The organism is Bifidobacterium sp. M0399 (genome assembly GCF_016100595.1).
Taxonomy (GTDB): Bacteria; Actinomycetota; Actinomycetes; order Actinomycetales; family Bifidobacteriaceae; genus Bombiscardovia; species Bombiscardovia polysaccharolytica.
The window spans coordinates 278,268-302,479 of record NZ_JACFSD010000001.1 but is presented as its reverse complement, the minus strand read 5'-3'; the positions used below and the strand labels follow the sequence as shown (position 1 = coordinate 302,479).

Genomic DNA, 24,212 nt, shown 5'->3' with positions numbered 1-24,212 from the left:
AAGTTTCCACCCGCATTCGCGGGTTGGCGGGTCAGCGGGCGCGGGGATGGGCCGTCTGGTAGGTCTCCATAAGGGCCTGGGGACTGACGTGTGTGTAAATCTGCGTCGTGGTCACCGAGGCATGGCCCAGCAGCTCCTGGACCGAACGCACATCGGCGCCTCCCTCCAGCAGATGAGTGGCGAAAGAGTGCCGCAGGGTGTGGGGATGCAGAGGTCTGTTCAGGCCCGCCCGGCGACCGGCGTCCCTGACCACCTGCCAGACGGTCTGCCTGGTCAGCCGCTTGCCCCGCTTGTTAAGGAAGACTGCCCTCAGCTCCCTGCTCTTGGTGGCTCGATCACACAGGCTGGCCCGTCCCAGATTCAGGTAGGCCTCCATGGCCTGGCAAGCGTAGGAACCTATCGGCACTAGACGCTGCTTGTCGCCCTTGCCGGTCAGACGGACCACCCGCTCGTCCAGGTCCATGTCCTCCAGGTCGGTGCCAACGGCCTCCGAGACCCGGCAGCCGGTTGCGTACATGAACTCAAGCAGGGCCTTGTCCCGCAGGACCACTGGATCCTTGGACCCGCCCATCGCAGCCGCATCCAGCAGCCGGGTCACCTGGTCCACGTCCAACACATCCGGCAGGGCCGAGGTGCCCTTGGGAGCCTTGACCGTACGAGAAACATCCTGGTCGGTCACTCCCTGCTTGAGAGCGAACCGGTGCCACTCATGAACAGCGGCCATCCTCCGTGAGCGGCTGGCTGGACTCTCGTCGGCCAGGTGGGCCAGAAAACCCTCCACATCGGCGGTTTGGATCTGCCCCATGCTGGTGATGCCGTGGCCGGACAACCAGTTGATGTACATAATAAGATCGGACTTATAAGCCTTGACCGTGGCGGGGGCAAGACCCCGCTCCAGACCGGTGTAAGCCAGGAACTGATCCAGCAATGCAGTCAGCCCCTCCTGATGATCACCGTCCACTACTGCTTAACCTCCGGTTCTCTTCATCAGTGCTGGTCTTTAGGGCATATTCTAACGCTCCACTCCCCTGTTCCCGTACTTCCAACGTGCTTGGGATTGCGGCGGCATCTCAGGAAACATCCCGGATCAGTCCTTGAATCCCCTCTTGCTGAAGGATCCGTCGATAGGGGCCGGCCTCCCTGCTGATGATTCCGTCAATGGCGTGCATGCCAAGCAGCTCCACTGGCGCATTGTCATCAGTCAATACCCTCCCATTTACTTCCCCAACCGTGTTCAGGCGGGAGCTGACCTGCTTCATCATCTCGGACAGGTCTGGATCAGGGCTGACCCTGGCAGCGGCCTGCGCCAGTAGGTCGGAACCCGGATAGTCCCTCATGGCCTCCCTCTTATCCCCTCCTGCTCCCGAAAAATCCTCGGAAGCGGGGCGACGTGCAAAGAGCTCGCGGTTGGTGGTCTGAGGCACATCGGCCGTCAGGATGGCATCGGAGCCGAAGACCCTGGTAATGGTATTGGTCAGGGCTGCATTGATGGACCTCTGACCGTCGTCAATCATATTCATGTTGACCACCATGACCCCGCCAGGATTCAGGTGGTTCCTGACCAGGCTAAAGAACTCGGTGGAGCTCATCTGAAAGGGTATGGTGATGTCCTGATAGGCGTCGACCATGATCAGGTCGTAGCACTGGCGACTGGCCGCCAGCCAGGCTCGGCCGTCATAGGTGGAAACCGGAACATCAGCTGGCTGGTCGAAATACTTGATGGCCAGGTTGCTGATGGACTGGTCGATCTCCACCCCCTGGATGGCCATCCGCGGATAGTACCGCTTCAGCTGCCGGGCGTAGGTCCCGGTCCCCATGCCCAGGATCAGGGCCGAGCGGGCCTGATTGGCCATGAGCGGCGCTGCCAAAGCCGTGTCGTAGTACATGCCGGTCATCCCGGGGTGCTTCATGGTCACCGACTGGACGCCGAAGAGGACGTTGGTGGAAAGGATGGTTCTATCCGCTAGGGTTTTGACCTGCAGGTAGTTGTAGATGGACTCGCCCTCATATGCCAGACCCTTCTCCCAGAAGGCGAACCCCGTCATCGGCGACAGGGCGGCCGAGATGACAAAGGCCACCGTGGCCATGAAGCAGGCCAGGCGATGCACGTGGGAGGAAAGAAAGTAGATCAAGGCCACTAGGAGCAGTATTCCGGAGAAGATCAGGAAGGTGACGAAGGTCCCCACGGCCGGGATGGTCACAAAGGTGGGCAGAAAGGTGCCCAGGATGGATCCCACGGTATTGCAGGCGCTGAGCCGGCCGACCACCGAGGCGTTGTCGTCCAGGGAATCGGTGGCGCTCTTGACCAGGCCCGGGGTGATGGTGCCCAGGAGGAAGAGGGGCGGAACAAAGATGATCAGGCAGGAGATAAAGGCCGCCAGGACCAGGAAGTTGGTGGAAACAGCCACGATCAGCAGTCCCGAAACCAGAATGATCAGATACTTGCCGACCAAAGGAATCAGGGCGATCCAGACGGCCGCAGCCATAATGCACAGGTAGAGCCTGTCCGGGTCTGGATTCCTGTCGGCCCAGCGGCCGCCGACGACGGCACCCAGGGCCAAGGCGATCATGATGGTCCCGATGATGATGGTCCATACAATCTGAGAAGACGAGAAGTAAGGAGCCAGCAGACGAGAGGCCCCCAGCTCGGCAGCCATGACGGCCATGCCAGAAAAGAACTCCGTCACATAGAGAAAGATCCGCGACCGAAGGATGGGGCGCGACTGATTAATTCTAACCAGCTTGGATGTACCGCTGCGAGATGATGGACTGGCTTGACCTGCTGATTCTGCCGAGACAGCCGACGCGTCTAGGCTGTGATCATCGTTCATGGCGGCTCCCGGCATCATTGTCGTCAATCAACTTACCGTTCCCCCGAGGAATGGTCAAATATGCAAAGAACCCCGCGAAAGGCGAGGTTCTTGCAATACAGTATTCAGGTCCGCTGATCAGGCAGCGACCGGAGCATTTACGTCGGCAGGAAGGGCCTTCTTGGCCTCATCCACAATGGCGTTGAAGGTATCGATGTCGTTGACGACCAGATCGGCCAAGGCGCGGCGGTCCAGCTCGATCCCGGCCAGGCGCAGACCCTGGATGAAGCGGTTGTAGGTGATTCCCTGGGCGCGGCATCCGGCGTTGATGCGCTGGATCCACAGCTTGCGGAAGTCGCCCTTACGGGCCTTGCGGTCCCGGAAGTTGTATGTATATGAATGGAGCAGTTGCTCCTTGGCCTTGCGGTAGAGACGTGAGCGCTGGCCACGGTAGCCTGACGCCCGCTCCAGGACGACCCGACGCTTCTTATGCGCGTTGACTGCCCGCTTGACTCGTGCCATAGATATTCCTCAGCTTTCTAAAATCTCACTCGACGCGACAGCACCCGCTCAGCGGGCCAGCATCCTCTTCATGTTCTTGGACTGGGTCGGAGCGAGCACCTCGTCAGTGGACAGGTGGCGACGCTTCTTGGCCGACTTGTGCTCCAGATTGTGGCGCATACCGGTCCCGGCGTGCATGAGCTTGCCCGAACCCGTGGTCCGGACGCGCTTGGATGCGGCGGAGTTACTTTTCATCTTCGGCATTGCTGCCCTCCTTGGATTTCATCTGCTTGGGAGAAGTATTGTTGGAGCCCGCAGTCTCTTTTTCATCGGCCTTGGCAGCCAGATGGGCCGCCTGACGGGCCTTGCGCTCGGCACGGGCCTGTCCGCCCCGCCGACGCTGCTCGGACTGGGTATGGACCTTCTTGCCCTTGGGTGACAGGGTCATAATGATGTTGCGCCCCTCCTGCTTGGGGGCAAACTCGATGGAGCCCAGATCCGCGACGTCGTCAGCCAGCTTGCGCAGGAGCTCCACGCCGCCGATGGGCCGTGACTGCTCGCGTCCACGCAGCATGATGGTGACCTTGACTTTGTCTCCGGCGGACAGGAAGCGACGCACATGCCCTTCCTTGACCTCGAAGTCGTGGTCGTCGATCTTCAATCTGAAGCGGATCTCCTTGATCTCCGACATGCTCTGGTTGCGGCGCGCTTCACGAGCCTTGATCTTCTCGTTGTATTTGAACTTGCCGTAATCAATGAGCTTGGCGACCGGAGGCTTGGCCTTGGGCGCAACCTCGACCAGGTCAAGGTTGGCCTCCTTGGCCAGGTTGAGGGCGACGGAGGTCGCAATGATTCCCACCTGCTCGCCGTTGGGCCCGATCAGGCGTACCTGAGACACTCGTATATCGTCGTTAATCCTTGGTTCGTCGCTAATGATGACTCCTTCTCAAATACCACAACATCCACTGCCCGGCGAAGAACCCATAGGTTTCGAACATGACCGTCGCAGCCGTATAGCAACGAAACCGTCAATGCCTGCACCGTAATACTGACGGTCAACCGTCACCGGCGCGGGTCGAACCCGAAGCCATGGAAGGCTCCCAGGTGGGATCATCCGCTTTCTTGATTTCTCAAGCCGAGTAGCAGTATAACACAACCCTTAGGACCGGGCCTAGTCAGGCGGTTGCTCCGTCCACCAGCGGCAGGTAATCCCCGTAACCCTCCTCCTCCATCCGGTCCCGCGGAACGAACCGCAGGGCGGCGGAGTTCATGCAATAGCGCTGCCCGCCACGGTCAGCCGGGCCGTCGTCGAAGACGTGTCCCAGATGGATTCCGGTCTGTGCCGTCCGCACCTCGATCCGAGGACGACCCAGCAGCTTGTAGTCCTTGCGGTTGACCAGCAGGTCGGGATCTATGGGCTTGGTGAATGCCGGCCAGCCACAACCCGAGTCGTACTTGTCCGCCGAGGAGAAGAGTGGCTGCCCGCTGACCACGTCCACATAGATGCCCGGGCGGAATTCCCCATCGTAGGCGTTGGCGAAGGGCCGTTCGGTGGCCGAGTGCTGGGTGACCTCGTAGCTTTCAGGGTCCAGGGACCAGATGCGCTCGATGTAGCGCTGGCGGGAGGCGGCGTTGGCGATGGCCTCCAGGGGAATGTGGCAGTATCCGCCGGGGTTCTTGAGCAGGTAGTCCTGGTGGGACTCCTCCGCCGGATAGAAGTTGATCAAGGCCTCCACCTGCACAGCGGGCTGACGGCCGGTCCTGCGCTCCAGCTCCTCCAGAGCGCGACGGAAGACAGGCTCTTCCTGCTCGCGATGCTCGGAATCCCAGTAGAGGCCGCTGCGGTACTGCCTGCCCCGGTCATTGCCCTGCCGATCCACCGAGAAGGGGTCGATCAGATCCAGGAGAAGCAGGGTCAGGGTCCGCAGGCTGACCGCCTGGGGATCATAGGTCAGCCGCACGCCCTCCACAGCGTCGGTGACACCACTGCAGACCTCCTCATAGCTGGGGTTGGGCACTGTGGACTGGGCGTATCCCACCTGGGTGTCGATGATCCCGTTCACCTCCTGGAAGAACCGCTCGATGCCCCAGAAGCAACCACCCGCCAGGACGACGGTGGCCGGGTTGTTGGTCGAAATCTTGTTCTTGTCCATGATTCCTCCTGCATGCTGGTGCCTATCGCTAGGTTCAACCAGATCCGCAGAGCCCCTATTCCGTCCTTCCAGCCTCTTGACAGCCTTCTCACATTGTCGACCAGTCTGTCCTTGCGGCGCAAGAGGCGATTATCATATGACCATCTCCAAATCGAAGTCAGGAGGCGGGTCATGCAGCGAGCGCAGGAAGACGCTGACGAAGACACGAGGTCCTCCGGGACCATCCTGGGCTCCCTGGCTGCGGCCTTCCCACGGACCCTGCCCATCATGGCCGGATTCTTGGTGCTGGGGATCTCCTATGGCTTCCTGATGACCAGCCGCGGATTCCCGGTGATTTACCCGCTGGCCATGAGCGCCCTGATCTACGCCGGGTCCATGGAGTTCGTGACCGTGGACCTGCTCATGTCCACCTTCAATCCCTGGGGCGCGCTGATGCTGACCCTGATGGTCAATGCACGGCACCTTTTCTACGGCCTGGCCATGCTGCCGATCTTCCGAGGGACGGGCCGGAAGAAACCCTACTTGATTTTCGGCATGTGCGATGAGACCTTCGCCCTGGAGTCCGCCGATCCTCACCCGGCCGGAACCGACAAGGGCTGGTACCTCTTTTTCGTCACTCTGCTCAATCAAATCTACTGGGTGGGCGGCGCCACCCTGGGCGCTGTGCTGGGCAACCTGGCGAACTTCGACACCCGGGGACTGGATTTCGTACTGACCGCCATGTTCCTGGTGCTCTTCCTGGAACAGTGGCGGCAGGCCGAGGCCCGTGTGCCGGCCCTGATCGGTCTTCTGGCCTCCTTGGCCTGTCTGCTGGTCTTTGGACCCGACCGGTTCATCATTCCGTCCATGGCTGTCATCCTGGCCGTCTTCATCCTCTTGGACTTCCGGAGCCAAAGGGAGGCCTCATGACCACTGCACAGCAACTGATCACCATAGGCATTGTGGTCCTGGGAACTATGGCCACCAGATTCCTGCCCTTCATAATCTGGCCGGAGGGACGTCGGCCACCGGCCCTAGTGACCAGGCTGGGACGTCTGCTGCCAGCCGCCGTCATGGGACTGCTGGTGGTCTATTCGTTGAGGCACACCAACCTGGTCGGAGGCGACCACGGGCTCTACGAAGCCCTGGCTCTGCTGGTCACAGCCCTGGTCCACCTGCGCTGGCGAAACATGATGGTCAGCATCGCCTGCGGAACCCTGACCTACATGGCCCTGGTGCAAGGGTGGCTGCTCTTCCTGATCCGTCTGGTTGGTCTGGGATGATGGGGGCGCGTCCAATGGACGAGCGCAGAAAGAAGAATCTTATGCAGGATGACGGTCAGTCGGACCGTACAGGTCAGGCATCGCTCTGCCGAATCTGGGGTGCCGGACAGTACTTCGGTGAAGAGACGGCACGCGGCGAACAAGCCCTGGTCATAGCTGCGGATGGAGGACTGGAGCCGGCTCTGGAGCACGGTGACGAACCCGACCTGGTCGTAGGCGACTTCGACTCCCTGCCCGCTGGCAGCCGAAAGCTGCGCACAGACATCCCACGCCGTGTCCTGCCTGCTGAAAAGGACGACACCGACCTGCTGGCCGCAGTCAAAATAGGCTGGCAGCGGGGTTACCGACGATTCCTTATATATGGCGGTCTGGGCGGGCGTATGGACCACACGCTGGCCAATCTGAACCTGATCCATCTGATTGCTGCCAGCGGTGGCCGCGCCGAACTCTGGGGCCAGGGAATGCTGGTCACGGCTCTTGGACCCGGAAGCCTGGACTTTCCGGCCTGGGACTGCCCGCCCAGGTCCATGGTCTCCGTGCTGGCGGCCGACGACCAGGCTCTGGGTGTGGTCGAGCAGGGCCTCAAATACCAGACGGATGGCATGACCATGACCAACCAGCAGGTCACCGGTGTCAGCAACGAGTTCCTGCCCAGCAGACCGGCCTACATAGCACTGAAGCAGGGAACAGTGTTCGTCACCTACCCCACATCAGCGCCCGAGCCGGTTTGGAGCACCAGTCTGGAACCCAAGGCCGACCTGGGCCCCTTGGAGACCCGACCCTCCCGTCGTCTGGCCTGAGACCTCTTTTGGCCTGAAACCCCACTTGGAAAGGAACAATCTATGACAGCATCATCAACGAAGCAGCCAACGACCCCGACAGCCGAGCACCCGCTCTTCATCTGCTACAGCCGCTGCTCCACCTGCGCCAAGGCCCGCACCTGGCTGCGTGACCACAATGTGGACTTCACCGAGCGCGACATCAAGGAGGACCGCCCCACTCAGGATGAACTGACCGCTTGGTTGGACATGAGCGGCCTGCCCGTCCGGCGATTCTTCAACACCTCAGGTCAGGCTTATCGCAGTCAGGGGCTGAGCAAACGCCTGCCGCAGATGGACACGGAGCAGGCTCTGCAGCTGCTGTCCACCGACGGCATGCTGGTCAAGCGTCCCATTCTGCTGGATGGACGGCATGTCCTGGTCGGGTTCCGTCAGCAGCAGTGGGAGGATTGGCTGGCCGATACGAACGAAAATTCTCACAATTCCTGATCGTTTTGTTGCGCAAACGAACAACAAAACCTACCAATTTTTTTGTTCGTTTTTTCCTCGGCACAACCCGCGTAATCGCTTGCTTTAAGTACATAGGGTTCTATAAACTATGAGATGTTATCAGTAATCGGCCATATACGGTCCGCTAATTTTTGTGCTGTATACGGCCAATCTCCAAGGGAGAATTGAATGACAGTAAAGATTGGCATCAACGGATTCGGACGTATCGGTCGTCTGGCCTTCCGGCGCATCTTTGAGCTCCAGGCCCGTGGCGGCGACGCCTCCAACATCGAGGTTGCCGCCATCAACGATCTGACCACCCCGGCCATTCTGGCCTATCTGCTCAAGTACGACAGCACCCAGGGCACCTTCCGTCACGACGACGGCACCAATGTCTCGGTCACCTCCACCGACACCGCCATCGTGGTGGACGGCAAGGAGATTCCGGTCTATGCCGAGAAGGATGCCAACAACATCCCCTGGGTCAAGAACGACGGCGTGGACTACGTGCTGGAGTGCACCGGCTTCTACACCTCCTCTGAAAAGTCCCAGGCCCACCTGAACGCCGGAGCCAAGAAGGTTCTGATCTCCGCTCCTGCCAAGGACGACACCACGCCCACCGTGGTCTACGGCGTCAACGAGGAGACCCTGAAGCCTTCCGACAAGATCATCTCCGCCGGCTCCTGCACCACCGGATCCCTGGCCGCCATGGTCAAGATGCTGGATGACAACTTCGGCATCCGCATCGGCTACATGACCACCATCCACGCCTACACCGGCTCCCAGATGCTGCTGGACGGCCCCAAGGGCAACAAGCCGCGCAACACCCGCGCCGCTGCCCTCAACACCATCGAGCACTCCACCGGTGCCGCCAAGGCCATTGGCAAGGTCGTTCCCTCCGTCGACGGCAAGCTGCAGGGACATGCACAGCGTGTGGCCGTTCCCTCCGGCTCCGTCACCGAACTGTTCTGCATCCTGAACAAGAAGGTCACCGTCGACGAGATCAACGACACCGCCAAGAAGGCCTTCGAGGGCAAGGACTATTTCGGCTACAACGACGAGGGCATCGTCTCCTCCGATGTGATCGGCGACACCCACGGTGGCATCTTCGATCCCACGCAGACCGATGTCAACACCTACGGTGACGATCAGATGGTCCGCACCGTTGCCTTCTATGACAACGAGTACGGATTCACCAGCAACATGATCCGCACCCTGCTCTACTTCGCCAAGCTGGGCGACTGAGCATCCGGCCGGTTCTTCCGGCCATAGCGATTTCGGGGTCCGTTCCCTTCGGGGGCGGACCTCTTGCTTATAATCAGCGCCTCCGGGTGAGCGCACGCATGGCCAGGTCGCAGACCAGGCCGACGACCATGCCCACCAGAAACCCGATGGCCATGACGGCCAGAGGGTTGTTTTCCAGCCAAGAGGCGGCCAGATACCCCAGGGTCCACATATAGATGGACCAGAGCAGACCAGCCAGTGCAGCCAGGGGCAGATAACGGGTCAACGGATATCGCGCCGCACCGGCAGTCAGATTTACCACGGTCCGGCCCGAGGGCACGAACCGCGAGGCCAGTGTGAAGAAGCCGCCTCCCTGCAGTAGCGCCCGGTGGGCCCATGATGTCACAGCCTTGCCTGCGGCACCCCGAAAGACGGCTAGACGATTCAACGGGACAAGTCGCCCCAGCCCATAAGTGCAGGCATCGCCGCCCGCAAAGGCCAGGGCACAAACCAGAAAGACCAGGATGGGAAGGGGTCGCCCCGAGGCTCGAAAGGCCGAAGCCGTGGCCAGGACCATAAGCTCTGTAGGTATGGGAATGATCAGCGCATCCAGAAAAGCTGCCAGGAAAAGCACGGCCAGCCCCCATCCGCCCGTCACCGCATCGAGCAGCCAGACATTGACAGCGGTCATGGACTACCCTTTCCGCGAGATCGCACCAAAGACACCCCTAAGCCTACGCAAACGGTCAGTACCTTAGCATGGAGCCATGAGCAAGAAGAAGCGGGTGGACTCGGATGCCGCGACTCCGGCCATGGCCCAGCTGGAGCGTCTGGGGGTTCCCTTCACCGTCCACGAGTATCATCACAGTACCGACCACATGGACCAGGGGTACGGCATCGAAGCAGCCAAAAAACTGGGCCTGGATCCGCGCACGGTCTACAAGACCCTGATGGCCGACACAGGTAAGGAGCGGGTCATCGGCATTGTACCGGTGACCGGCCATCTGAACCTCAAGCACCTGGCCGCTGCCGTGGGTGCCAAAAAGGCGCGCATGGCCGACAAGGCCCAGGCCGAGCGGGAGAGCGGATATGTCTTGGGCGGCATCTCGCCCTTCGGCCAACGCACCCAACACCTGACCGTGCTGGACCAAGGTGCCCTTGAGTTCGACACCATTATGGTTTCCGGCGGCAAGCGCGGGATCAGCCTGGGTCTGGACCCGAGGGATTTGATACGGGTTCTCAAGGCCAAGACCGCACCTCTAGCCACCGACTGAGAGATTTTAGCGCTGGGGCTCAGCCCTGCGGCTGTGGAATCTTCTTGGACGCGTGTGTTGAGCGCAGGGCAGCAGGCAGGACGAAGTGCATGTGCTCGTCGACTGCTCGTTCTCGGGTTACCCGGGTGAATCCTCGGGATGCCAGGGTTTCCAGCACCCCCTGAACCAGGTTTTCTGGAACCGAAGCACCCGAGGTAAGCCCTACCGAGTCCATGCCCTGCAGCCAGGTCGGGTCCAGCTCTCCCGCATCGTCGACCCGGTGGGCCCTCTGCTCACCCTGACCAGGAAAGCGCGCATCCAAGGCCTGACGGGCCACCTCGACCAGACGAACCGAATTGGAGGAGTTGGCCGACCCCACTACAATCATGCAGTCCGCCTGACCGGCCACCAGCTTGACCGCCTGTTGCCTGTTCTGGGTGGCGTAGCAGATGTCGGAACCCGGCGGCTCCTCTATCCAGGGGAAGCGTCGACGCAGGGCCGCAGCCAGATCGGCGGTCTCATCCAGGCTCAGTGTGGTCTGGGTCAGCATGACCAGCGGCGTGTCCGGACCGAAGTCCAAAGCCTCGATATCGGCCTCATGCTCCACCAGATGAACCCGGTCAGGTGCCTCCCCCATGACTCCAATAGCCTCGTCGTGCCCCCGGTGGCCTATGTAAATGATCGAGTAGCCGTCCCGGACGAAACGCTGGACCTCCCGGTGGACCTTGCTGACCAGGGGGCATGAGGCATCGACCACGCGCATCCCCCGCCGCTGGGCCTCCTTGACGACCGAGGGGGCGATTCCATGGGCCGAAAAGACCACGGGAACCCCGGCACGGACAGCCTGATCGGGAATCTGGTCCAGCTCGTCCACGAACACAGCCCCTCTCCGGGACAGGTCCTCAACCACATGCCGGTTGTGGACTATCTGCCGGCGCACATAGACCGGGGGCAGACCCTGGTGGGGGTTGTCCGCATCCAGGATGGTCTGCACAGTCTGAATAGCACGGTCCACCCCCGCGCAGAACCCGCGCGGATCAGCAAGGATGACCCGGCCATGCCCCTGCGGGATCGGCTGTTCGCACACGGTGGTCCGAAATCCTGCCACTGCCGCTCCTTATCGATGTCAATCCGGACGGTTCCGGACGCTGCAAATCCATGGTAGAAAGCCAAAGCGGACCCCGATAGTCCATTCGCCACTCTTTCACCAAGAAGCCAAGACCGCCCAGGCGCTAGGATGGTGGCGTACCAAGCATCAACGGCACTATGGAAGTGGGAGCATGCATACGAACGAGATGATGGGCGGGGCCGTGCCCCGGACAGGACAGCAGTACAGCATCCGTCATGGGGACTACGAGGCGGTGGTGACCGAGCTGGGAGCCATCCTGCGTGTCCTGAAATACCGGGGAAAAGACCTGCTGGCCTCATTTGCCCCGAATGGAACCGTACCCTGCAGCAACGGGAACGTGCTGGTACCCTTCCCCAACCGGATCGAGGATGGCACCTACGAATTCCAGGGCCACACCTACACCCTGCCCATCGACGAGCATGACCGGAACACCGCCATTCACGGCTACGGATACCGGGCCTACTGGCGGCTGCAAGCCCTGACCGAGGACTCCGTCAGCCTCTCCTGGCGGGTGCCAGACATGGGCGGATACCCCTTCGACGTGGTTGTCACCGTCACCTACACCCTGGACGACCAGGGGCTGACCATGACCACCCGGGCTCTGAACCTGGGCGATGATGCTGCACCCTGGGCCTTCGGCATCCACCCCTGGCTAGCCAACGGCAAAAAGGGCGTCGGTGACCAGATTCAGAAAGACAACGCTCCCTGCACCCTGTCTATTCCCTGCCGCACCCACGTGGTGGTCGATCCCGACAGGCTGCTGCCCACCGGTACCGAACCCGTCCAAGGGCGAACAGATCTGCGCCAGGGCCCTGCGCTGGGTGAGGATGCGGACTTCGACGATGCCTGGACTGATGTGGAGCGGGACGACGACGGCACTTGCTCGGCCTGGTTCACTAGGCCGGACGGCATCCGAATTCAGCTCTGGGGCGATGAGACCATCACCTCATGGCAGGTCTGCACTGGAACCGGCTTTGACGCAGGCATGCGCCCGGCCGGTGTTGCCGTGGAGCCCATGACCGCCTATGCCAACGCCTTCAGAACTGGTCGGAATCTGGTCATTCTGCAGCCTGCAGCCGTCTACACCACCCAGGTGGGTTACCGGGCACAAGAGGTCTGAACAGCCTGGTTGGTCGACAAAGGTCAGCCCGGTGTGCGATAATCGGCAAGGCTTATAGGTACATCAGTAGCAAAGGAGTCCAATCATGGGCATGCGCGGACGCAAGCGCAGGGATCGCCGCAAGAAGGCCGCCAATCACGGCAAGAGGCCGAACACCTGATCGTCTGCCCCGGCACCAACGGTGCCGGGGTTTTGCATATATACATAAAAAAAAAAAACCATGGCTGCATAAGCATGACCATGATCCCTGCAATAGCCTGAACAGTCGGATAGAACCGTCGTACCGCCAAGGAATCGACGGGATCTACCTAACTGAATCTACTTGTCCGTAGTGCGTTCCGTGGTCCCCTGCTCCAGTTCATCCATCTGATCGAACATGTGCCTGAGCCGGTCCAGCAGGCAGTCCGGAGCGCATTCGGGACGCAGATACCGACGCAACTCCTCGATGACCATGCGCTCCCGCTCGTCGCAGCAGGAATCCGGATCGAAGCAGTCGCTAGGATCAACGCAGGAGGCATCCTGGTAGATGCGAAGGCTGGTGTGGGTCACCCTGACAGAGCCGCCGTCATCGTATGCGTAGTGACTCATCTCCACGCGTCCGTCCATGCTCCTGCCCACTTCCTGATACCCGATCTTCGGGGGCCCTCAATGCCCCTTGCTGCTGATCTCTTTTTTTATACTAGGCCTGACCTCAACAGGTCCATGGTGTTCCGCTGAGGGCTTGCCTGCAGCCCCGCGCTCCTGCTGGTAGCCACGCTCCTTGGCATACCGCTCCAACTCCTGGCGTAACTGCGAGCGCGCACGATTCAGTCGGCTCATGACTGTGCCGATCTTGATGCCCTCCTCGTCGGCGACCTGTTGGTAGCTCTTGCCATCGATGGCAGCGTCGATGAAGACCCGCCGGCGTTCCGGACTGAGCCGATTCAGCGCGGCCATGATCTCCTCGGGGGCGAAGGTCTCCATGTATTCCTGCTCAGCGGATTTGAGCCCCTCGGACCCGTGCTCCGATGCCGAATAAATATCCCAGTCGTTGTACTCACCAGTCGAGTCGTTGGCCCTTTGCGGACGCCGCTTGGCCTTGTGATACTGATTGAAGTAGGCGTTGCGCTCGATGGTGGTCATCCAGGCCTCGAAATTGCTGCCGGGTTGGAAGCGGTCGAAGGCCTTGAATCCGCGCTCGAAAGTATCCTGAACCAGATCCTGGGCATCGTCGGGGTTGTTGGTTAGGCGCATGGCCTGTCGGTAAAGCACATCGACCGCAGGCATGGCCAGGGCCTCGAATTGACGTTTTCTGCTTTCGAGTTTGCTGGTATCTGCCACATCCCCTATTGTGCCATCCCCCCTCGCCCGTCGCGGCTCCGACCCGGTCGCGGGCCGGTCGCTCCTCGGTTACCATAAAGACTGAGGAGAAATCACGCTTATGGAAAACACCGAGTACACAAGCATGGAGCAGGCGCTTCAGTCAGCCCCGCAACAGGAGGGGTCGACACGCCTAGGGGACTCCTGGCTTCTGGGGTTCGACACCGAGACCACGGGCACCAAACCAGGCAAGGACGGCATTGTTTCGGCCAGTCTGGTTCTGCGTGACCCGACCAAGGGCTACGCAGGGGATGTAGTAGCCACCTGGATAGTCAATCCGCATCGGCATATCAGCAAGGGGGCCAGCAGGGTCAACGGGTTCACCGATGATCAGCTGGCCACTGAGGGCATGGAACCTGAGCTGGCCACCGAGCAGATGGCCGCATTCATCGCCCGCGCCCAGAACAAGCGCATCCCCCTGCTGGCCTACAACGCCCCCTTCGACGTGCAGATGCTGGACGGGGACATCGCCCACTGGTGCGCAGGGTCAGTCAAGCCCCTGAGCGAGGGGGATCTGCTGGTGGTGGACCCTCTGGTCCTGGACAGGGAGATCTCACACCGGTCGGGCCGCCGCACCCTGGGAATGACCAGCGAGTACTACGGCGTCATCCCCCATGGCAACTTCCACAATGCCACGGCGGATACGGTGGCGGCAGTGGATTTGATTAAACCAATGACCACCCTCTTCCCCCAGGTGGCCCGAATCACCATGGACTCCCTTATGGACTGGCAGCGGCAGGCACAGGCCAAGTGGCGGGACCAGTTCAACCAGCACCTGATCTCACAAGGGCGCCGACCGGTCACTGACACCTGGCTCTGACCCCGGCCCTGACGTCCACTGGCCTCTGCCTGGAAATGCAGAGCAAGGGGCGGTCATGATGAGCGGCTACCCGCATTTGACCATTCAGTCAAAGGGTCGCCGGACCCGCCTTCTTCGGCCTCAACGGGGTTATAGACTTGGGTCTGGTCTCGGTCAGATCTCCTATCGGGACAGGCACAACCCAACGGACAAGGGGGAAAACGGCATGGCGCTGACGATGGCTTCGACCTTGGAGCTACTGCACGAACACGATCAGCTGCGCGAGGTGATCCAAGGCGACCGGTGGACCTTGGATTCGCCCAAGGATATCCAGCCATCCAGGCCTTTCACCGATGTCACCTACGACACCCGTCAGGCGGGACCTGGCAGCCTGCTCTTCTGCAAGGGACACTTCCTGCCTGAATATCTGGATTCCTGCGGCCCTGAAGGACCGGCGGCCTACGTGGCCCAGCAGGACCTGTCCGCACACACCAAAGCTCCGGGTATCATCGTCAACGACGTGCGCAAATCCATGAGCCTGCTGGCCTCAGCCTTCTATGGCCGTCCCCAGGACCGGCTGACCCTGGTGGGAATCACCGGCACCAAGGGCAAGACCACCACTGCCTACTTCCTGCAGGCCATGCTCTCCAGGCTCTCCGGAGGCCGCGCCGCCCTGCTCTCCTCGGTGGACAACTGCCTGGACGGCCGACACTATCAGGAATCCCAGTTGACCACCCCCGAGTCGCTGGACCTCTTCCGCATGATGCGCCATGCGGTGGATGCGGGCATGCGCTACATGGTCATGGAGGTCTCCTCCCAGGCATACAAGGTGGACCGGGTCTATGGGCTGACCTTCGATCTGGGGGCATTCCTGAACATCTCCCCAGACCACATCAGCCCCATCGAGCATCCCAGTTTTGAGGACTATTTCTACTGCAAGCGCCGCATAACCTACAACAGCCGGCAGCTGGTCCTGGGAGCCGATGCGCGCGGAGCCGACCTGATCCGTCAGGATGCCCGCGCCGCCGGAGTTCCAGTGACCACCTTCGGCGATGGAACCCGACAGGCCGACTTCCTGGTCCGCAAGGCTCCCGGTGAGGGCGACGACTACCTGATAGGGCCCTCCGACGGAGCCCTGCGACCGGTCAGTCTGTCTATGGACGGGGATTTCAACGCCTTGAACGCGGCCGCCGCCCTGGCCATGCTGACCCGTCTGGGTCTGGAGCCTGATTCCGGAGCCATCCAGGCCATGGGGAACGTCAGAATCGCCGGCAGGATGGAACGCTTCAAGGCCGATAACCGGGTGGTTTACGTCGACTACGCCCACAACAAGGCCTCGGTCACAGCTCTTCTGAATTTTGTAGATGAGCGCTACGGCGAGCGTAAACCCCTGATTACTCTGGTTTCCGGTTCCGCTGGCGGCAAGGCCATCGATCGCAGGGAGGGCATCGTCAGCGCCGCCCAGGACCGTGTCGATCGCCTGATCCTGACCGCCGACGATGAGGACGGAGAGAGCTCGGACCAGGTGGACCAGCAGATGCTGGGCTTCGTGACCAATCCGAACCTGGATGTCAGCATCGAGCCGGACAGGACCCAGGCCATCAAGCAGGCCGTAGGTGAGCCAGGCCAGCCAAGGGACCGTTTACGCGTCACCCTGGTCATCGGCAAAGGCGAGGAACGCTGGATCAAGAAGGACGGCAGCCACGTGCCCTATGAGGGCGACGACCATGTGGTAGCTCGCCTACTGGGTACGAAAAGCTACAATCTGGGAGCCACCGGAACAGCCCAAGGATGACTATCCCGACAAGCCCCGAGATAAAAATCCGATGCCCCGTGGCAGAACGGGACGCACAGCCACCTGGCAGGTGGTTTCAAATAAATCAAAGAATTCCAGCCGGTCATACAGGGCAGAGAAGGATCCCGCCATGCCGCAGCGGCCTATCGTGGACTCTCAGGCGGTCCTGACACAGGTCAACCTTGATCGGGTTCGGACTCTTCGCGACCTGAACGATCCGGATCCTTCAGCCGCTGGGAGATGACGGCCGTCACCCCGTCCCCCCGCATGGTGACCCCATAGAGAGCGTCAGCGATGCCCATGGTCCGTTGCTGGTGGGTGATGATGATCAGCTGGGCATGCTCCCGCAACTGTTCAAAGGCCTTGAGCAGCCTGGTCAGGTTCACGTCGTCCAGGGCGGCCTCAACCTCGTCCATGACATAGAAGGGGCTGGGCCGGGCCGTGAAGATGGCCAAAAGCAGAGCCAAGGCTGTCAGCGACCGCTCTCCACCCGAAAGCAGGGATAACCTGCGGACCTTCTTGCCGGCCGGGCTGGCCTCGACCAGAACGCCGGTGGTCAGCAGGTCGTCCGGATCCTCCAGCCGCAGTCGCCCACGCCCGCCTGGGAAGAGGGTAGCGAAGATACGCTCGAAAGCCTGGGCGGTGTCGTCGAAGGCCTCCTTGAAGACTGTGACCATGGTCGAATCCAGATTCTTGACCAAGGCCATCAAATCGTCTCGGGACCCTATCACATCCTGACGCTGCTCATGCAGGTAGCGGTTGCGCGACTCCAAGGCCTCGTATTCCTCGGTGGCCAGCGGGTTGACCTTGCCCAGGGCCGCCAGGTCCCGCTTGGCCTTGGCCAGACGTTTCTCCTGCTCACCGCGCCGGTAGGGCACTGTTTTGAAAGCTGGCGAATCCCCATCTTCGCCCATCCCCTCCTGGCCCAGGGGCACCGGGTTGCCTTCGTCATCCAGGACGGGAACCGGATGATCTGGGCCGTATTCGCGGATCAGTTCCTCCGGCTCCATGCCCAGGTCATCCTGGATGCGCTGACGCAGACGACCATCTTCACCTGCCAGACGCTCCCGCTCCAGGTCCAGACCGTGCTCATCCTGGCGCAGACCGGCCACCTTGGGTTCCAGAGCGTCCCTGCTGGCACGCAGATCTGTCAATTCCTTGTCATGGGCCGAGGCCTTGGCCCTGAGCTGATCCCGGCGGCGGGCAGCACGCTCCATCCTCTCCTTGATCAGCTGGGCCAGCAGGTCTGCCCTGAGAGCGATCAGCCCCAGGGAAGCCATGCCAGCCTTGCGCCGACGATTCTCCTCACCTATTCGCTGACGATGGCGTTCGGCCTGCTCGGCCTGATCCCGCAGCAGATCGATCTGACGCAGCAGGGAGGCATGCCGCCGATCGCTCTCGGTCCAGGTCAGCTTGGCTTCCATCTCGGCGGTGCGGGCCTGGTCCAGATCCATCTCCAATTCATGCTGCCGGTCTTCCATGCCCTCCGAGTCGTCAGAGTCAGACTCCCCGTCCTCCTGGGCACGGGCCAGGCCGGCCTTGAGATCTTCCAGTTTGAGTTCGTGGGTGCGCACCTGGTCGCGCACCTGGGCCAGCCGGTCATCCAGATCCTTGACTCCGGCCTGGGCTCGATCAGATTCCTTGCGGGCTGCCGCCAGCTCCCTGGCGGCCTGCTCGGCCTTGACCCGGGCCTCAGTGCACTGGTTGCGCGCCTCCTGAAGCTTCTGCTCTGCCTGCTCAAGGACGGCACGTGCCGCTTCCATCTGAGGCTGCAGTGTTTTGGATTCCTCCTGGAGGGCCTCCACCTGCGCCAGGGCCTTATCCCTACGCGCGGTCAGCGCCAAGTCGCTGGTAGCTGGAGCGGATCCGCCTACGGCGCCTACCCGGTCGTAGAGGTCGCCTAGGCGAGTCAGCGCCTGTTGCCACCCGTCCTCCAGGGCATGATGGGCCTGATCAACGTCATCGACGGCAGCTGTAGCAGCCAGCAGACTGCGGACAGCATCCAGCACCCCCTGGGCCCGGTCAGGATCGGCAGGATGTTCCCGCAGGGTTACCAGATCAGCGGCCGACCGCCATGGGCCGTCACCAGGCCTTACGCCTGCGCCCTTGATCGGGCCTGATGCCGAGATCAGCGCGGCGCGTCCCAAGCGATCCTGACGGGCCCGCTCCAGGATCTGGTCGACCGTCTGCTCATCCTTGGCCACCAGGGCCGAGGCATAGTCATGCAGGGCCTGGGCCAGAGGCTCCTCCCAGCCGTCCTGTACTCGGACGAAGTCGGTCAGCAGGCCCAGCAGGGCCGGATCCCCGGCCTGGGACAGGGCCTCGCCGGCGCCGCGATGGTCCAGCGTGTCCGCCAAGGCATCAGCCTTGGCCTGAGCAGAGATGGCATCGGACTGAATTCGACGTTCCCGCTCCTGAAGATCGTTGAGTCTGCTGCGGGCCTGGTCCCTGACCTGACCCGCCTGATCCAGGGCCTGTCTGCCGTCCTGCTCAGGGTTTTCCTCCTGATTATCCAGGTCCCGCACCCGGTTTCTAGCACGCTCCATGCCTTCCCTGACCTGACCCTGCTGGCGGGTCAGGTCGCGCTCACGCTGCCTGGAAAGTTCCAGAGCCGATTCCTCCTTGGCTACCAGCTGCGCCAGATCACCAAGCCGAGCCTGTCGCTTCCTGGCAGCCTGCCGCAGCTCGGTCATGGTCTGCCGGTGAGCGGCCAGCCGCCGCTCCAGATCCGCACGGGCTTGAACGCAGCCATCCAGGGCGATCCGGTCGGCTCCGACCTGGCCCTCCTCCTGGTCGGCCTGGCCCTTGAGCTCGTCGGCCCGCCGCCTGAGCACCCCGGGATCCTGACCCTGATCGGCCACCATGCCCGCCTCCAGCGAACGGCTGCGCTCCCTGGCCAGGGATGCCAGGGATCCGGCACGCTCACCGAGCTTGGTCAGGTCATTCCACTGCTGGTTGACCGCATCCAGGGCCGGACTGGACTGCCTATCCAGCCCCTCCAGCTGTTCGATGCGCAGCTTGACCCTGGTCAGGTCCTCCTGTCCTCTGGCCAGCCGCCGCCGGGTCTCAACCATCTGCGAGCGCAGATCCTCCAGCTTTTTCTGCGAAGTCAGAGCATCATCGGCATGGATACGGGCCTGGGCGTCCCGCAGACTGACCTGGATCATGTCTGCCCGGCGGGAGACCTTGGCCTGGCGACCCAGCGGTCCCAACTGCCGATGAATCTCGCCAATCAGATCATCCAGACGGGAAAGGTTGGCCTCGGTGTTGGCCAGCTTGTGCAGGGCCCGTTCCTTGCGCTTGCGGTGCTTGAGGATGCCGGCCGCCTCCTCGATGAAAGCCCGATGGCCGGCGGGATCAGCCCGCAGGATGGCATCCAGCCGCCCCTGGCCGACGATCACGTGCATCTGCTGGCCCAGCCCGGTGTCGCTGAGCAGCTCCTGGATGTCAAGCAGGCGGCAGTCGGAACCGTTGATGGCGTATTCGGACCCGCCGTTGCGGTAGATGGTCCGGCTGATGGTGACCTCGGTGTAGTCGATGTCCAAGGTCCGGTCGGTGTTGTCGATGGTCAGGGTGACCTGCGCCCGGCCCAGCGGCGGCCTGGAGGAGGTGCCTGCGAAGATGACGTCCTCCATGGATCCGCCGCGCAGGCTTTTGGCCCCCTGCTCGCCCATGACCCAAGCCAAAGCGTCGACTATGTTGGATTTGCCTGATCCGTTGGGGCCCACCACAGCGGTGATGCCCGGCTCGAAGCGCAGGGTAGTAGCCGAGGCGAAGGACTTGAAGCCCTTGAGGGTCAGCTCCTTGAGATACATCAGGCGCGCTCCGCCTTAGGCTTGGCCAGATCGGGGTTGGGACGCTCGGCCAGCAGGGTGCGGGCATCGCCGGCGGTGACGAAGCTGCCACAGATCAGCACCCCACGGCCATAGCCCACGCCGGTCTGATCCTCGCTGTCGACCATGTCGACGGCCGTCTGGATGGCATCGGGCATCCGGTCGCGCCGGACCACCCTGTCGGTTCCGAAGACCCGTATGGCGACCCGCTCCAAATCCTCAGCCGGCATGACCCGGCCCTTCCAAGAGTTCTCGGTTACCACGACGCTGTCCAGCACGGGCTCCAGTATGCCCAGATAGTCCTCCACCTGTTTGTCGGCCATCATGGAGATCACGCCCACCAGCTGCTTGAAGTCGTAGTTCTCCTCGATGGCCGCACGCAGGGACTGGGCTGCGTTCAAGTTGTGTCCGCCATCGATGATGATGGTGGGCGAGGTGCGCACCTGTTCGATCCGTCCAGGAATGCGTACCTGGCTTAAGGCCTCGGCCACCAGATCCTGATCCAGGGCCCCATTGACGGGGATGACCGTCTCGGCTGCCGCCAGGGCCGCCAAGGCGTTGTGGGCCTGGTGCTCCCCGAACTTGTCGATGGGCACATCCTTGTAGAGCCCCTGGGGTGTGCGCAAGGTGGCCACTTGACCACCCACTGCGGGCATGCGGGAGACCACCTCCAGCTCGTTGCCGTCCCTCAGCAGGGTGGGGGCACCCTGCTCGCGCACAGCCTGCTCGATGATGGGCATGACGGCATCCTCATGAGGCTGTGCGCCGACGATGACCGTGGACTTGGGCTTGATGATCCCGGCTTTCTCCCCCGCTATCTGCTCGACCGTATCTCCGAGCCACTGCATGTGGTCCATGTCCACCGGCCCGATGATGGAGGCATCGCCATCGAGGACGTTGGTGGCATCCCAGCGGCCGCCCATCCCCACCTCGACAATGGCCACATCCACAGGGGCATCAGCGAAGGCCCAGACAGCCATGGCGGTCAGAACCTCGAAGAAGCTCATGGGAGCCCTGCCCTTCTGAGCGAAGCGGTCGTCCACCATGGCGATGAAATCCTCGATCTGCTGGTAAAGGTCTACGAAGTCCTCGTCTGAGAGCTCCTTGCCGTCGATGGCGATCCGCTCATTGATCCGCTCCAGGTGGGGCGATGTATAGAGCCCGGTGCGCAGACCGTAGGCCCTCACCAGAGCCTCGGCCATCCGCGCGGTGGATCCCTTGCCATTGGTCCCGGTGACATGGATGACCCGGAAGCTGTGCTCAGGGTGGCCCAGCAGGTCCAGCATCATCCCCATCCTGTCCAAGTCCAGATTGGGGCTGTCATGCTCAGCGGGACGCGCCATGATGGCCCGTTCGACATCGCGAATATTCTGACCCTTGCTATTGGGGTGTTCGAATGACATATTCTGCCTGCGCCTCCTGCTGGCTGTGGATGCTTCCCGCCTATTCTATGCGCGACCGACCCCGATTGAAGGCCGAAACAGCCGACTGTCACATCGGCCAAACGCACTACCATGGAACCAACATAGTAAGAACCGAAATTTCAAGGAGGCCGGACGTGACCGCATCCGCACAGGAGCATCTACAAGGAGACACCGATCCCAAGAACGTGGACCTGGATGAGCAGAACATGGACGATCGGGTGAACAACCGAACCCTGCGACCCAACTCCCCCGCCTTCCAGAAGTTCATGACCACCGGCTGGCAGGCCCAGGAGCCCCAGATCGAGCCATTGGAATCCAGCAAATACACCGAGCGCCGCCTGCGTGAGCTGGGCCGGCGTTTCCCCGGTGAGCGCCTGGTCATCCCCGCCGGTTCCTACAAGACCCGAAACAACGACAACGACTACGCCTTCCGCCCAGACACCACCTTCGCCTACTACACGGGCCTGGGCGAGGACTATGAACCCGGAGCCATCCTGGTCCTGGACCCGGTGGACCCTGACAGTCCTGAGGCCGCCAAGGGCCTGACCCATACCCCTGAGCTCTTCGTCCACCCCCGGGCCGATCAGTCCACCCGCGACTACTATCGGTCCGCTCAGTACGGAGAGTACTGGGTGGGTCCCCGGGCAGGTCTGCGGGAGCTGGCCGTCATGACCGGCATCCCCACCAAGGACATTTCCTCCTTCCCTGATGCCATCGCCAAGGATCTGGGCCCGGACCAGGGAGCGGTCAAGCTGCGTGTGATCCGTACTGCAGACCAGGAGGTCCTGAACCAGGTGGAGGCCGCCCGCAAGGCCAACGGCATCGGCGGTCCGGACCGCAATGAGGAAGCCGACGACAAGCTCGAAGAGTTCACCTCAGAGGCCCGTATGATCAAGGACGACTATGAGGTAAACGAGCTGCGCAAGGCCATAGCGGCCACCAAGGACGGGTTCGACCGGATCCTGACCCATCTGCCTCAAGTGGTAGGCAAGCCCCGTTCCGAGCGGATGCTGGAGGGTGTCTTCAACGCAAACGCCCGTGAGAAGGGCAACGACGTGGGCTACGGTTCCATCATCGCCTCGGGCAAGCACGCCCCGATCCTGCACTGGATGCGCAACGATGGGACAGTCCAGAAGGGCGACCTGCTCCTGATCGATGCGGGCGTGGAGGTCAACAGCCTCTACACGGCTGACATCACCCGCACCTTCCCTGTAAGCGGCACCTTCAGCCCCCTGCAGAAGCGGATCTACCAGACCGTGCTCAAGGCCCAGCAGGCCGGCTTCGAAGCCGCTAAGCCCGGCGCCACCTACTCGGACATCCACCATGCCATCATGCGGGTGCTGGCCGAAACGCTGCACGAGTGGGGCATCCTCAAGGTCAGTGTGGAGGAGTCGCTCTCCCCGCAAGGCCAGCAGCACCGCCGCTGGCACGCCTGCGGATGCGCACACCACCTGGGCCTGGACGTGCACGACTGCGCGGAGGCCAGGTACGAGTCCTACCAGGGTGCCCCCATCGCCCCTGGGATGATCTTCACCATCGAGCCCGGACTTTACTTCAAGGAGAACGACCTGCTGGTGCCTCCGGAGTTCCGTGGCATCGGCGTGCGCGTAGAGGACGACGTGCTCATGACCGAAGAAGGGCCCCAGTGGATGTCTGCAGGCATCCCTAAGACCGTCGAAGAGGTGGAGGCCTGGATGGCGCAGCGGGCCGCTCTGGCCGACCCGGACCGGGACTGATACATGCCCACTCCTGACTTCGTGCTCAGACTGCGCAGGTCCATAGGTCATGACCTGCTCTGGCTGAACGGCGTGACAGCCTTCGTCACTGACGGCCAGGGCCGCGTCCTGCTGGGCCGGCGCTCTGATACCGGCCAGTGGGCCCTGGTCTACGGGATCAACGAACCCGGAGAGGACCCGGCCGACACCGTGGTCCGCGAGGTCAAGGAGGAAACCGGGGTGGATGTGATCGTCTCTGACCTGGCGGCGGTCACATCCTCCCGGCAGGTGGTCACCTATGCCAACGGTGACCGGACCATGTACATGGATCATCTATTCATCTGCCGGCCCGACCCCAACGGCAATGCCGACCCCTATGTCGGTGACGAGGAAAGCCTGTCAGTCGGCTGGTTCGACTCCGACCAACTCCCAGCCCCGCTGGCCCAGACCACAGTGGAACGCATGGCTCGGGCCCGAACCTATCTGAAACGCCTGCATGGCGGAGATGCCCATGCCCTCTTCAAGGTCGGTGGCAGACAGCTGCCCGCCAGTTCCGACCAGTCGTAG

General features: G+C 62.1%; 24 protein-coding genes. 12 read left to right on the top strand and 12 right to left on the bottom strand.

The features are described from left to right. Positions 1-31: 31 nt before the first annotated feature. From xerD to msrB, 6 genes are all read right to left on the bottom strand, one after another. Complete coding sequence (xerD, locus tag H3V09_RS01030) at positions 32-961, bottom strand: site-specific tyrosine recombinase XerD (protein ID WP_198190652.1); 930 nt, start codon at positions 959-961, stop codon at positions 32-34. A 109-nt stretch (positions 962-1,070) separates the two neighbouring features. Beyond that, positions 1,071-2,666, bottom strand: coding sequence for a spermidine synthase (locus H3V09_RS01025; RefSeq protein ID WP_232339323.1), 1,596 nt, complete (start codon positions 2,664-2,666; stop codon positions 1,071-1,073). A 282-nt stretch (positions 2,667-2,948) separates the two neighbouring features. Further along, positions 2,949-3,332, bottom strand: coding sequence for a 50S ribosomal protein L20 (gene rplT / locus H3V09_RS01020; RefSeq protein ID WP_110425086.1), 384 nt, complete (start codon positions 3,330-3,332; stop codon positions 2,949-2,951). 48 nt (positions 3,333-3,380) lie between these two features. Further along, on the bottom strand, positions 3,381-3,575 hold the full coding sequence (gene rpmI, locus H3V09_RS01015) for a 50S ribosomal protein L35 (protein WP_015021617.1): 195 nt from the start codon (positions 3,573-3,575) through the stop codon (positions 3,381-3,383). Next, on the bottom strand, positions 3,556-4,248 hold the full coding sequence (gene infC, locus H3V09_RS01010; protein WP_110417009.1) for a translation initiation factor IF-3: 693 nt from the start codon (positions 4,246-4,248) through the stop codon (positions 3,556-3,558). The genes rpmI and infC overlap by 20 nt, the downstream gene beginning before the upstream one ends. Positions 4,249-4,486: 238 nt before the next feature. Further along, positions 4,487-5,464, bottom strand: a complete 978-nt coding sequence (gene msrB, locus H3V09_RS01005; RefSeq protein WP_198190651.1) for a peptide-methionine (R)-S-oxide reductase MsrB — start codon at positions 5,462-5,464, stop codon at positions 4,487-4,489. Positions 5,465-5,635: 171 nt separating this feature from the next. Between msrB and H3V09_RS01000 the strand changes: the two genes are divergently transcribed. From H3V09_RS01000 to gap, 5 genes are all read left to right on the top strand, one after another. After that, positions 5,636-6,373 carry an AzlC family ABC transporter permease gene (locus H3V09_RS01000; protein WP_198190650.1) on the top strand — a complete coding sequence of 246 codons (738 nt, stop codon included), beginning with the start codon at positions 5,636-5,638 and terminating at the stop codon, positions 6,371-6,373. Continuing rightward, positions 6,370-6,726 carry a branched-chain amino acid transporter permease gene (locus H3V09_RS00995; protein WP_110425083.1) on the top strand — a complete coding sequence of 119 codons (357 nt, stop codon included), beginning with the start codon at positions 6,370-6,372 and terminating at the stop codon, positions 6,724-6,726. Before H3V09_RS01000 ends, H3V09_RS00995 begins: the two co-directional genes overlap by 4 nt. A 14-nt stretch (positions 6,727-6,740) precedes the next feature. After that, complete coding sequence (locus H3V09_RS00990) at positions 6,741-7,526, top strand: thiamine diphosphokinase (RefSeq protein ID WP_198190649.1); 786 nt, start codon at positions 6,741-6,743, stop codon at positions 7,524-7,526. A gap of 42 nt (positions 7,527-7,568) precedes the next feature. Continuing rightward, complete coding sequence (locus H3V09_RS00985; RefSeq protein ID WP_121913685.1) at positions 7,569-7,994, top strand: arsenate reductase family protein; 426 nt, start codon at positions 7,569-7,571, stop codon at positions 7,992-7,994. Positions 7,995-8,183: 189 nt separating this feature from the next. Continuing rightward, complete coding sequence (gene gap / locus H3V09_RS00980) at positions 8,184-9,239, top strand: type I glyceraldehyde-3-phosphate dehydrogenase (RefSeq protein WP_029677985.1); 1,056 nt, start codon at positions 8,184-8,186, stop codon at positions 9,237-9,239. A gap of 73 nt (positions 9,240-9,312) precedes the next feature. Here gap and H3V09_RS00975 read toward each other — a convergent pair whose 3' ends face one another. Continuing rightward, positions 9,313-9,909, bottom strand: a complete 597-nt coding sequence (locus H3V09_RS00975; RefSeq protein WP_198190648.1) for a DedA family protein — start codon at positions 9,907-9,909, stop codon at positions 9,313-9,315. A gap of 76 nt (positions 9,910-9,985) precedes the next feature. Here H3V09_RS00975 and ybaK point away from each other — a divergent pair, with 76 nt between their 5' ends. Continuing rightward, entirely contained in the window at positions 9,986-10,492 is a 507-nt protein-coding gene (gene ybaK, locus H3V09_RS00970) for a Cys-tRNA(Pro) deacylase (RefSeq protein WP_198190647.1), read from the top strand. 19 nt (positions 10,493-10,511) lie between these two features. Here ybaK and H3V09_RS00965 read toward each other — a convergent pair whose 3' ends face one another. Then, positions 10,512-11,579: a 4-hydroxy-3-methylbut-2-enyl diphosphate reductase gene (locus H3V09_RS00965; protein ID WP_198190646.1), complete on the bottom strand. Its 1,068-nt coding sequence runs from the start codon at positions 11,577-11,579 to the stop codon at positions 10,512-10,514. Between the two features lie 172 nt (positions 11,580-11,751). On the opposite strand from H3V09_RS00965, the gene H3V09_RS00960 reads away from it, so the two are divergent. Beyond that, the gene (locus H3V09_RS00960) at positions 11,752-12,720 is read left to right on the top strand and encodes an aldose 1-epimerase family protein (protein ID WP_198190645.1); all 969 of its coding nucleotides are present in this window, start codon (positions 11,752-11,754) and stop codon (positions 12,718-12,720) included. Between the two features lie 85 nt (positions 12,721-12,805). After that, a complete protein-coding gene (locus tag H3V09_RS09135) occupies positions 12,806-12,880 on the top strand; it encodes a 50S ribosomal protein bL37 (RefSeq protein WP_099327425.1) in 75 nt (24 codons plus the stop codon). Between the two features lie 158 nt (positions 12,881-13,038). On the opposite strand, the gene H3V09_RS00955 is transcribed toward H3V09_RS09135, so the two are convergent. Further along, complete coding sequence (locus tag H3V09_RS00955) at positions 13,039-13,326, bottom strand: hypothetical protein (protein WP_232342039.1); 288 nt, start codon at positions 13,324-13,326, stop codon at positions 13,039-13,041. A 39-nt stretch (positions 13,327-13,365) separates the two neighbouring features. Beyond that, on the bottom strand, positions 13,366-13,986 hold the full coding sequence (locus H3V09_RS00950) for a sigma-70 family RNA polymerase sigma factor (RefSeq protein ID WP_121913754.1): 621 nt from the start codon (positions 13,984-13,986) through the stop codon (positions 13,366-13,368). Between the two features lie 154 nt (positions 13,987-14,140). On the opposite strand from H3V09_RS00950, the gene H3V09_RS00945 reads away from it, so the two are divergent. Both H3V09_RS00945 and H3V09_RS00940 read left to right on the top strand, forming a co-directional pair. Further along, positions 14,141-14,899: an exonuclease domain-containing protein gene (locus H3V09_RS00945; RefSeq protein WP_198190644.1), complete on the top strand. Its 759-nt coding sequence runs from the start codon at positions 14,141-14,143 to the stop codon at positions 14,897-14,899. Positions 14,900-15,104: 205 nt separating this feature from the next. Continuing rightward, positions 15,105-16,673 (top strand): Mur ligase family protein, encoded by a 1,569-nt coding sequence (locus tag H3V09_RS00940; RefSeq protein WP_198190643.1) that lies wholly within the window; start codon positions 15,105-15,107, stop codon positions 16,671-16,673. Positions 16,674-16,849: 176 nt separating this feature from the next. Here the strand turns inward: H3V09_RS00940 and smc are convergent, their stop codons facing one another. Continuing rightward, positions 16,850-20,488, bottom strand: a complete 3,639-nt coding sequence (smc, locus tag H3V09_RS00935; protein WP_198190642.1) for a chromosome segregation protein SMC — start codon at positions 20,486-20,488, stop codon at positions 16,850-16,852. Further along, the gene (locus tag H3V09_RS00930) at positions 20,488-21,909 is read right to left on the bottom strand and encodes a bifunctional folylpolyglutamate synthase/dihydrofolate synthase (protein WP_121913693.1); all 1,422 of its coding nucleotides are present in this window, start codon (positions 21,907-21,909) and stop codon (positions 20,488-20,490) included. The genes smc and H3V09_RS00930 overlap by 1 nt, the downstream gene beginning before the upstream one ends. A 155-nt stretch (positions 21,910-22,064) precedes the next feature. Between H3V09_RS00930 and H3V09_RS00925 the strand changes: the two genes are divergently transcribed. Beyond that, positions 22,065-23,666 (top strand): aminopeptidase P family protein, encoded by a 1,602-nt coding sequence (locus H3V09_RS00925; RefSeq protein WP_198190641.1) that lies wholly within the window; start codon positions 22,065-22,067, stop codon positions 23,664-23,666. 3 nt (positions 23,667-23,669) lie between these two features. Further along, positions 23,670-24,212, top strand: a complete 543-nt coding sequence (locus tag H3V09_RS00920; protein WP_198190640.1) for an NUDIX hydrolase — start codon at positions 23,670-23,672, stop codon at positions 24,210-24,212.

Bases quoted from the DNA above. Each gene is read 5' to 3' on its own strand.
- H3V09_RS01025 (WP_232339323.1), bottom strand. From the start codon at position 2,666: ATGGCCGTCATGGCTGCCGAGCTGGGGGCCTCTCGTCTGCTGGCTCCT.
- H3V09_RS00955 (WP_232342039.1), bottom strand. From the start codon at position 13,326: ATGGACGGACGCGTGGAGATGAGTCACTACGCATACGATGACGGCGGC.
- ybaK (WP_198190647.1), top strand. From the start codon at position 9,986: ATGAGCAAGAAGAAGCGGGTGGACTCGGATGCCGCGACTCCGGCCATG.
- msrB (WP_198190651.1), bottom strand. From the start codon at position 5,464: ATGGACAAGAACAAGATTTCGACCAACAACCCGGCCACCGTCGTCCTG.
- H3V09_RS00990 (WP_198190649.1), top strand. From the start codon at position 6,741: ATGGACGAGCGCAGAAAGAAGAATCTTATGCAGGATGACGGTCAGTCG.
- H3V09_RS00985 (WP_121913685.1), top strand. From the start codon at position 7,569: ATGACAGCATCATCAACGAAGCAGCCAACGACCCCGACAGCCGAGCAC.
- H3V09_RS00960 (WP_198190645.1), top strand. From the start codon at position 11,752: ATGCATACGAACGAGATGATGGGCGGGGCCGTGCCCCGGACAGGACAG.
- smc (WP_198190642.1), bottom strand. From the start codon at position 20,488: ATGTATCTCAAGGAGCTGACCCTCAAGGGCTTCAAGTCCTTCGCCTCG.
- H3V09_RS00930 (WP_121913693.1), bottom strand. From the start codon at position 21,909: ATGTCATTCGAACACCCCAATAGCAAGGGTCAGAATATTCGCGATGTC.
- H3V09_RS00940 (WP_198190643.1), top strand. From the start codon at position 15,105: ATGGCGCTGACGATGGCTTCGACCTTGGAGCTACTGCACGAACACGAT.
- rpmI (WP_015021617.1), bottom strand. From the start codon at position 3,575: ATGCCGAAGATGAAAAGTAACTCCGCCGCATCCAAGCGCGTCCGGACC.
- gap (WP_029677985.1), top strand. From the start codon at position 8,184: ATGACAGTAAAGATTGGCATCAACGGATTCGGACGTATCGGTCGTCTG.
- rplT (WP_110425086.1), bottom strand. From the start codon at position 3,332: ATGGCACGAGTCAAGCGGGCAGTCAACGCGCATAAGAAGCGTCGGGTC.
- H3V09_RS00975 (WP_198190648.1), bottom strand. From the start codon at position 9,909: ATGACCGCTGTCAATGTCTGGCTGCTCGATGCGGTGACGGGCGGATGG.
- H3V09_RS00920 (WP_198190640.1), top strand. From the start codon at position 23,670: ATGCCCACTCCTGACTTCGTGCTCAGACTGCGCAGGTCCATAGGTCAT.
- H3V09_RS00945 (WP_198190644.1), top strand. From the start codon at position 14,141: ATGGAAAACACCGAGTACACAAGCATGGAGCAGGCGCTTCAGTCAGCC.
- H3V09_RS00995 (WP_110425083.1), top strand. From the start codon at position 6,370: ATGACCACTGCACAGCAACTGATCACCATAGGCATTGTGGTCCTGGGA.
- H3V09_RS00950 (WP_121913754.1), bottom strand. From the start codon at position 13,986: ATGCCTGCGGTCGATGTGCTTTACCGACAGGCCATGCGCCTAACCAAC.
- H3V09_RS01000 (WP_198190650.1), top strand. From the start codon at position 5,636: ATGCAGCGAGCGCAGGAAGACGCTGACGAAGACACGAGGTCCTCCGGG.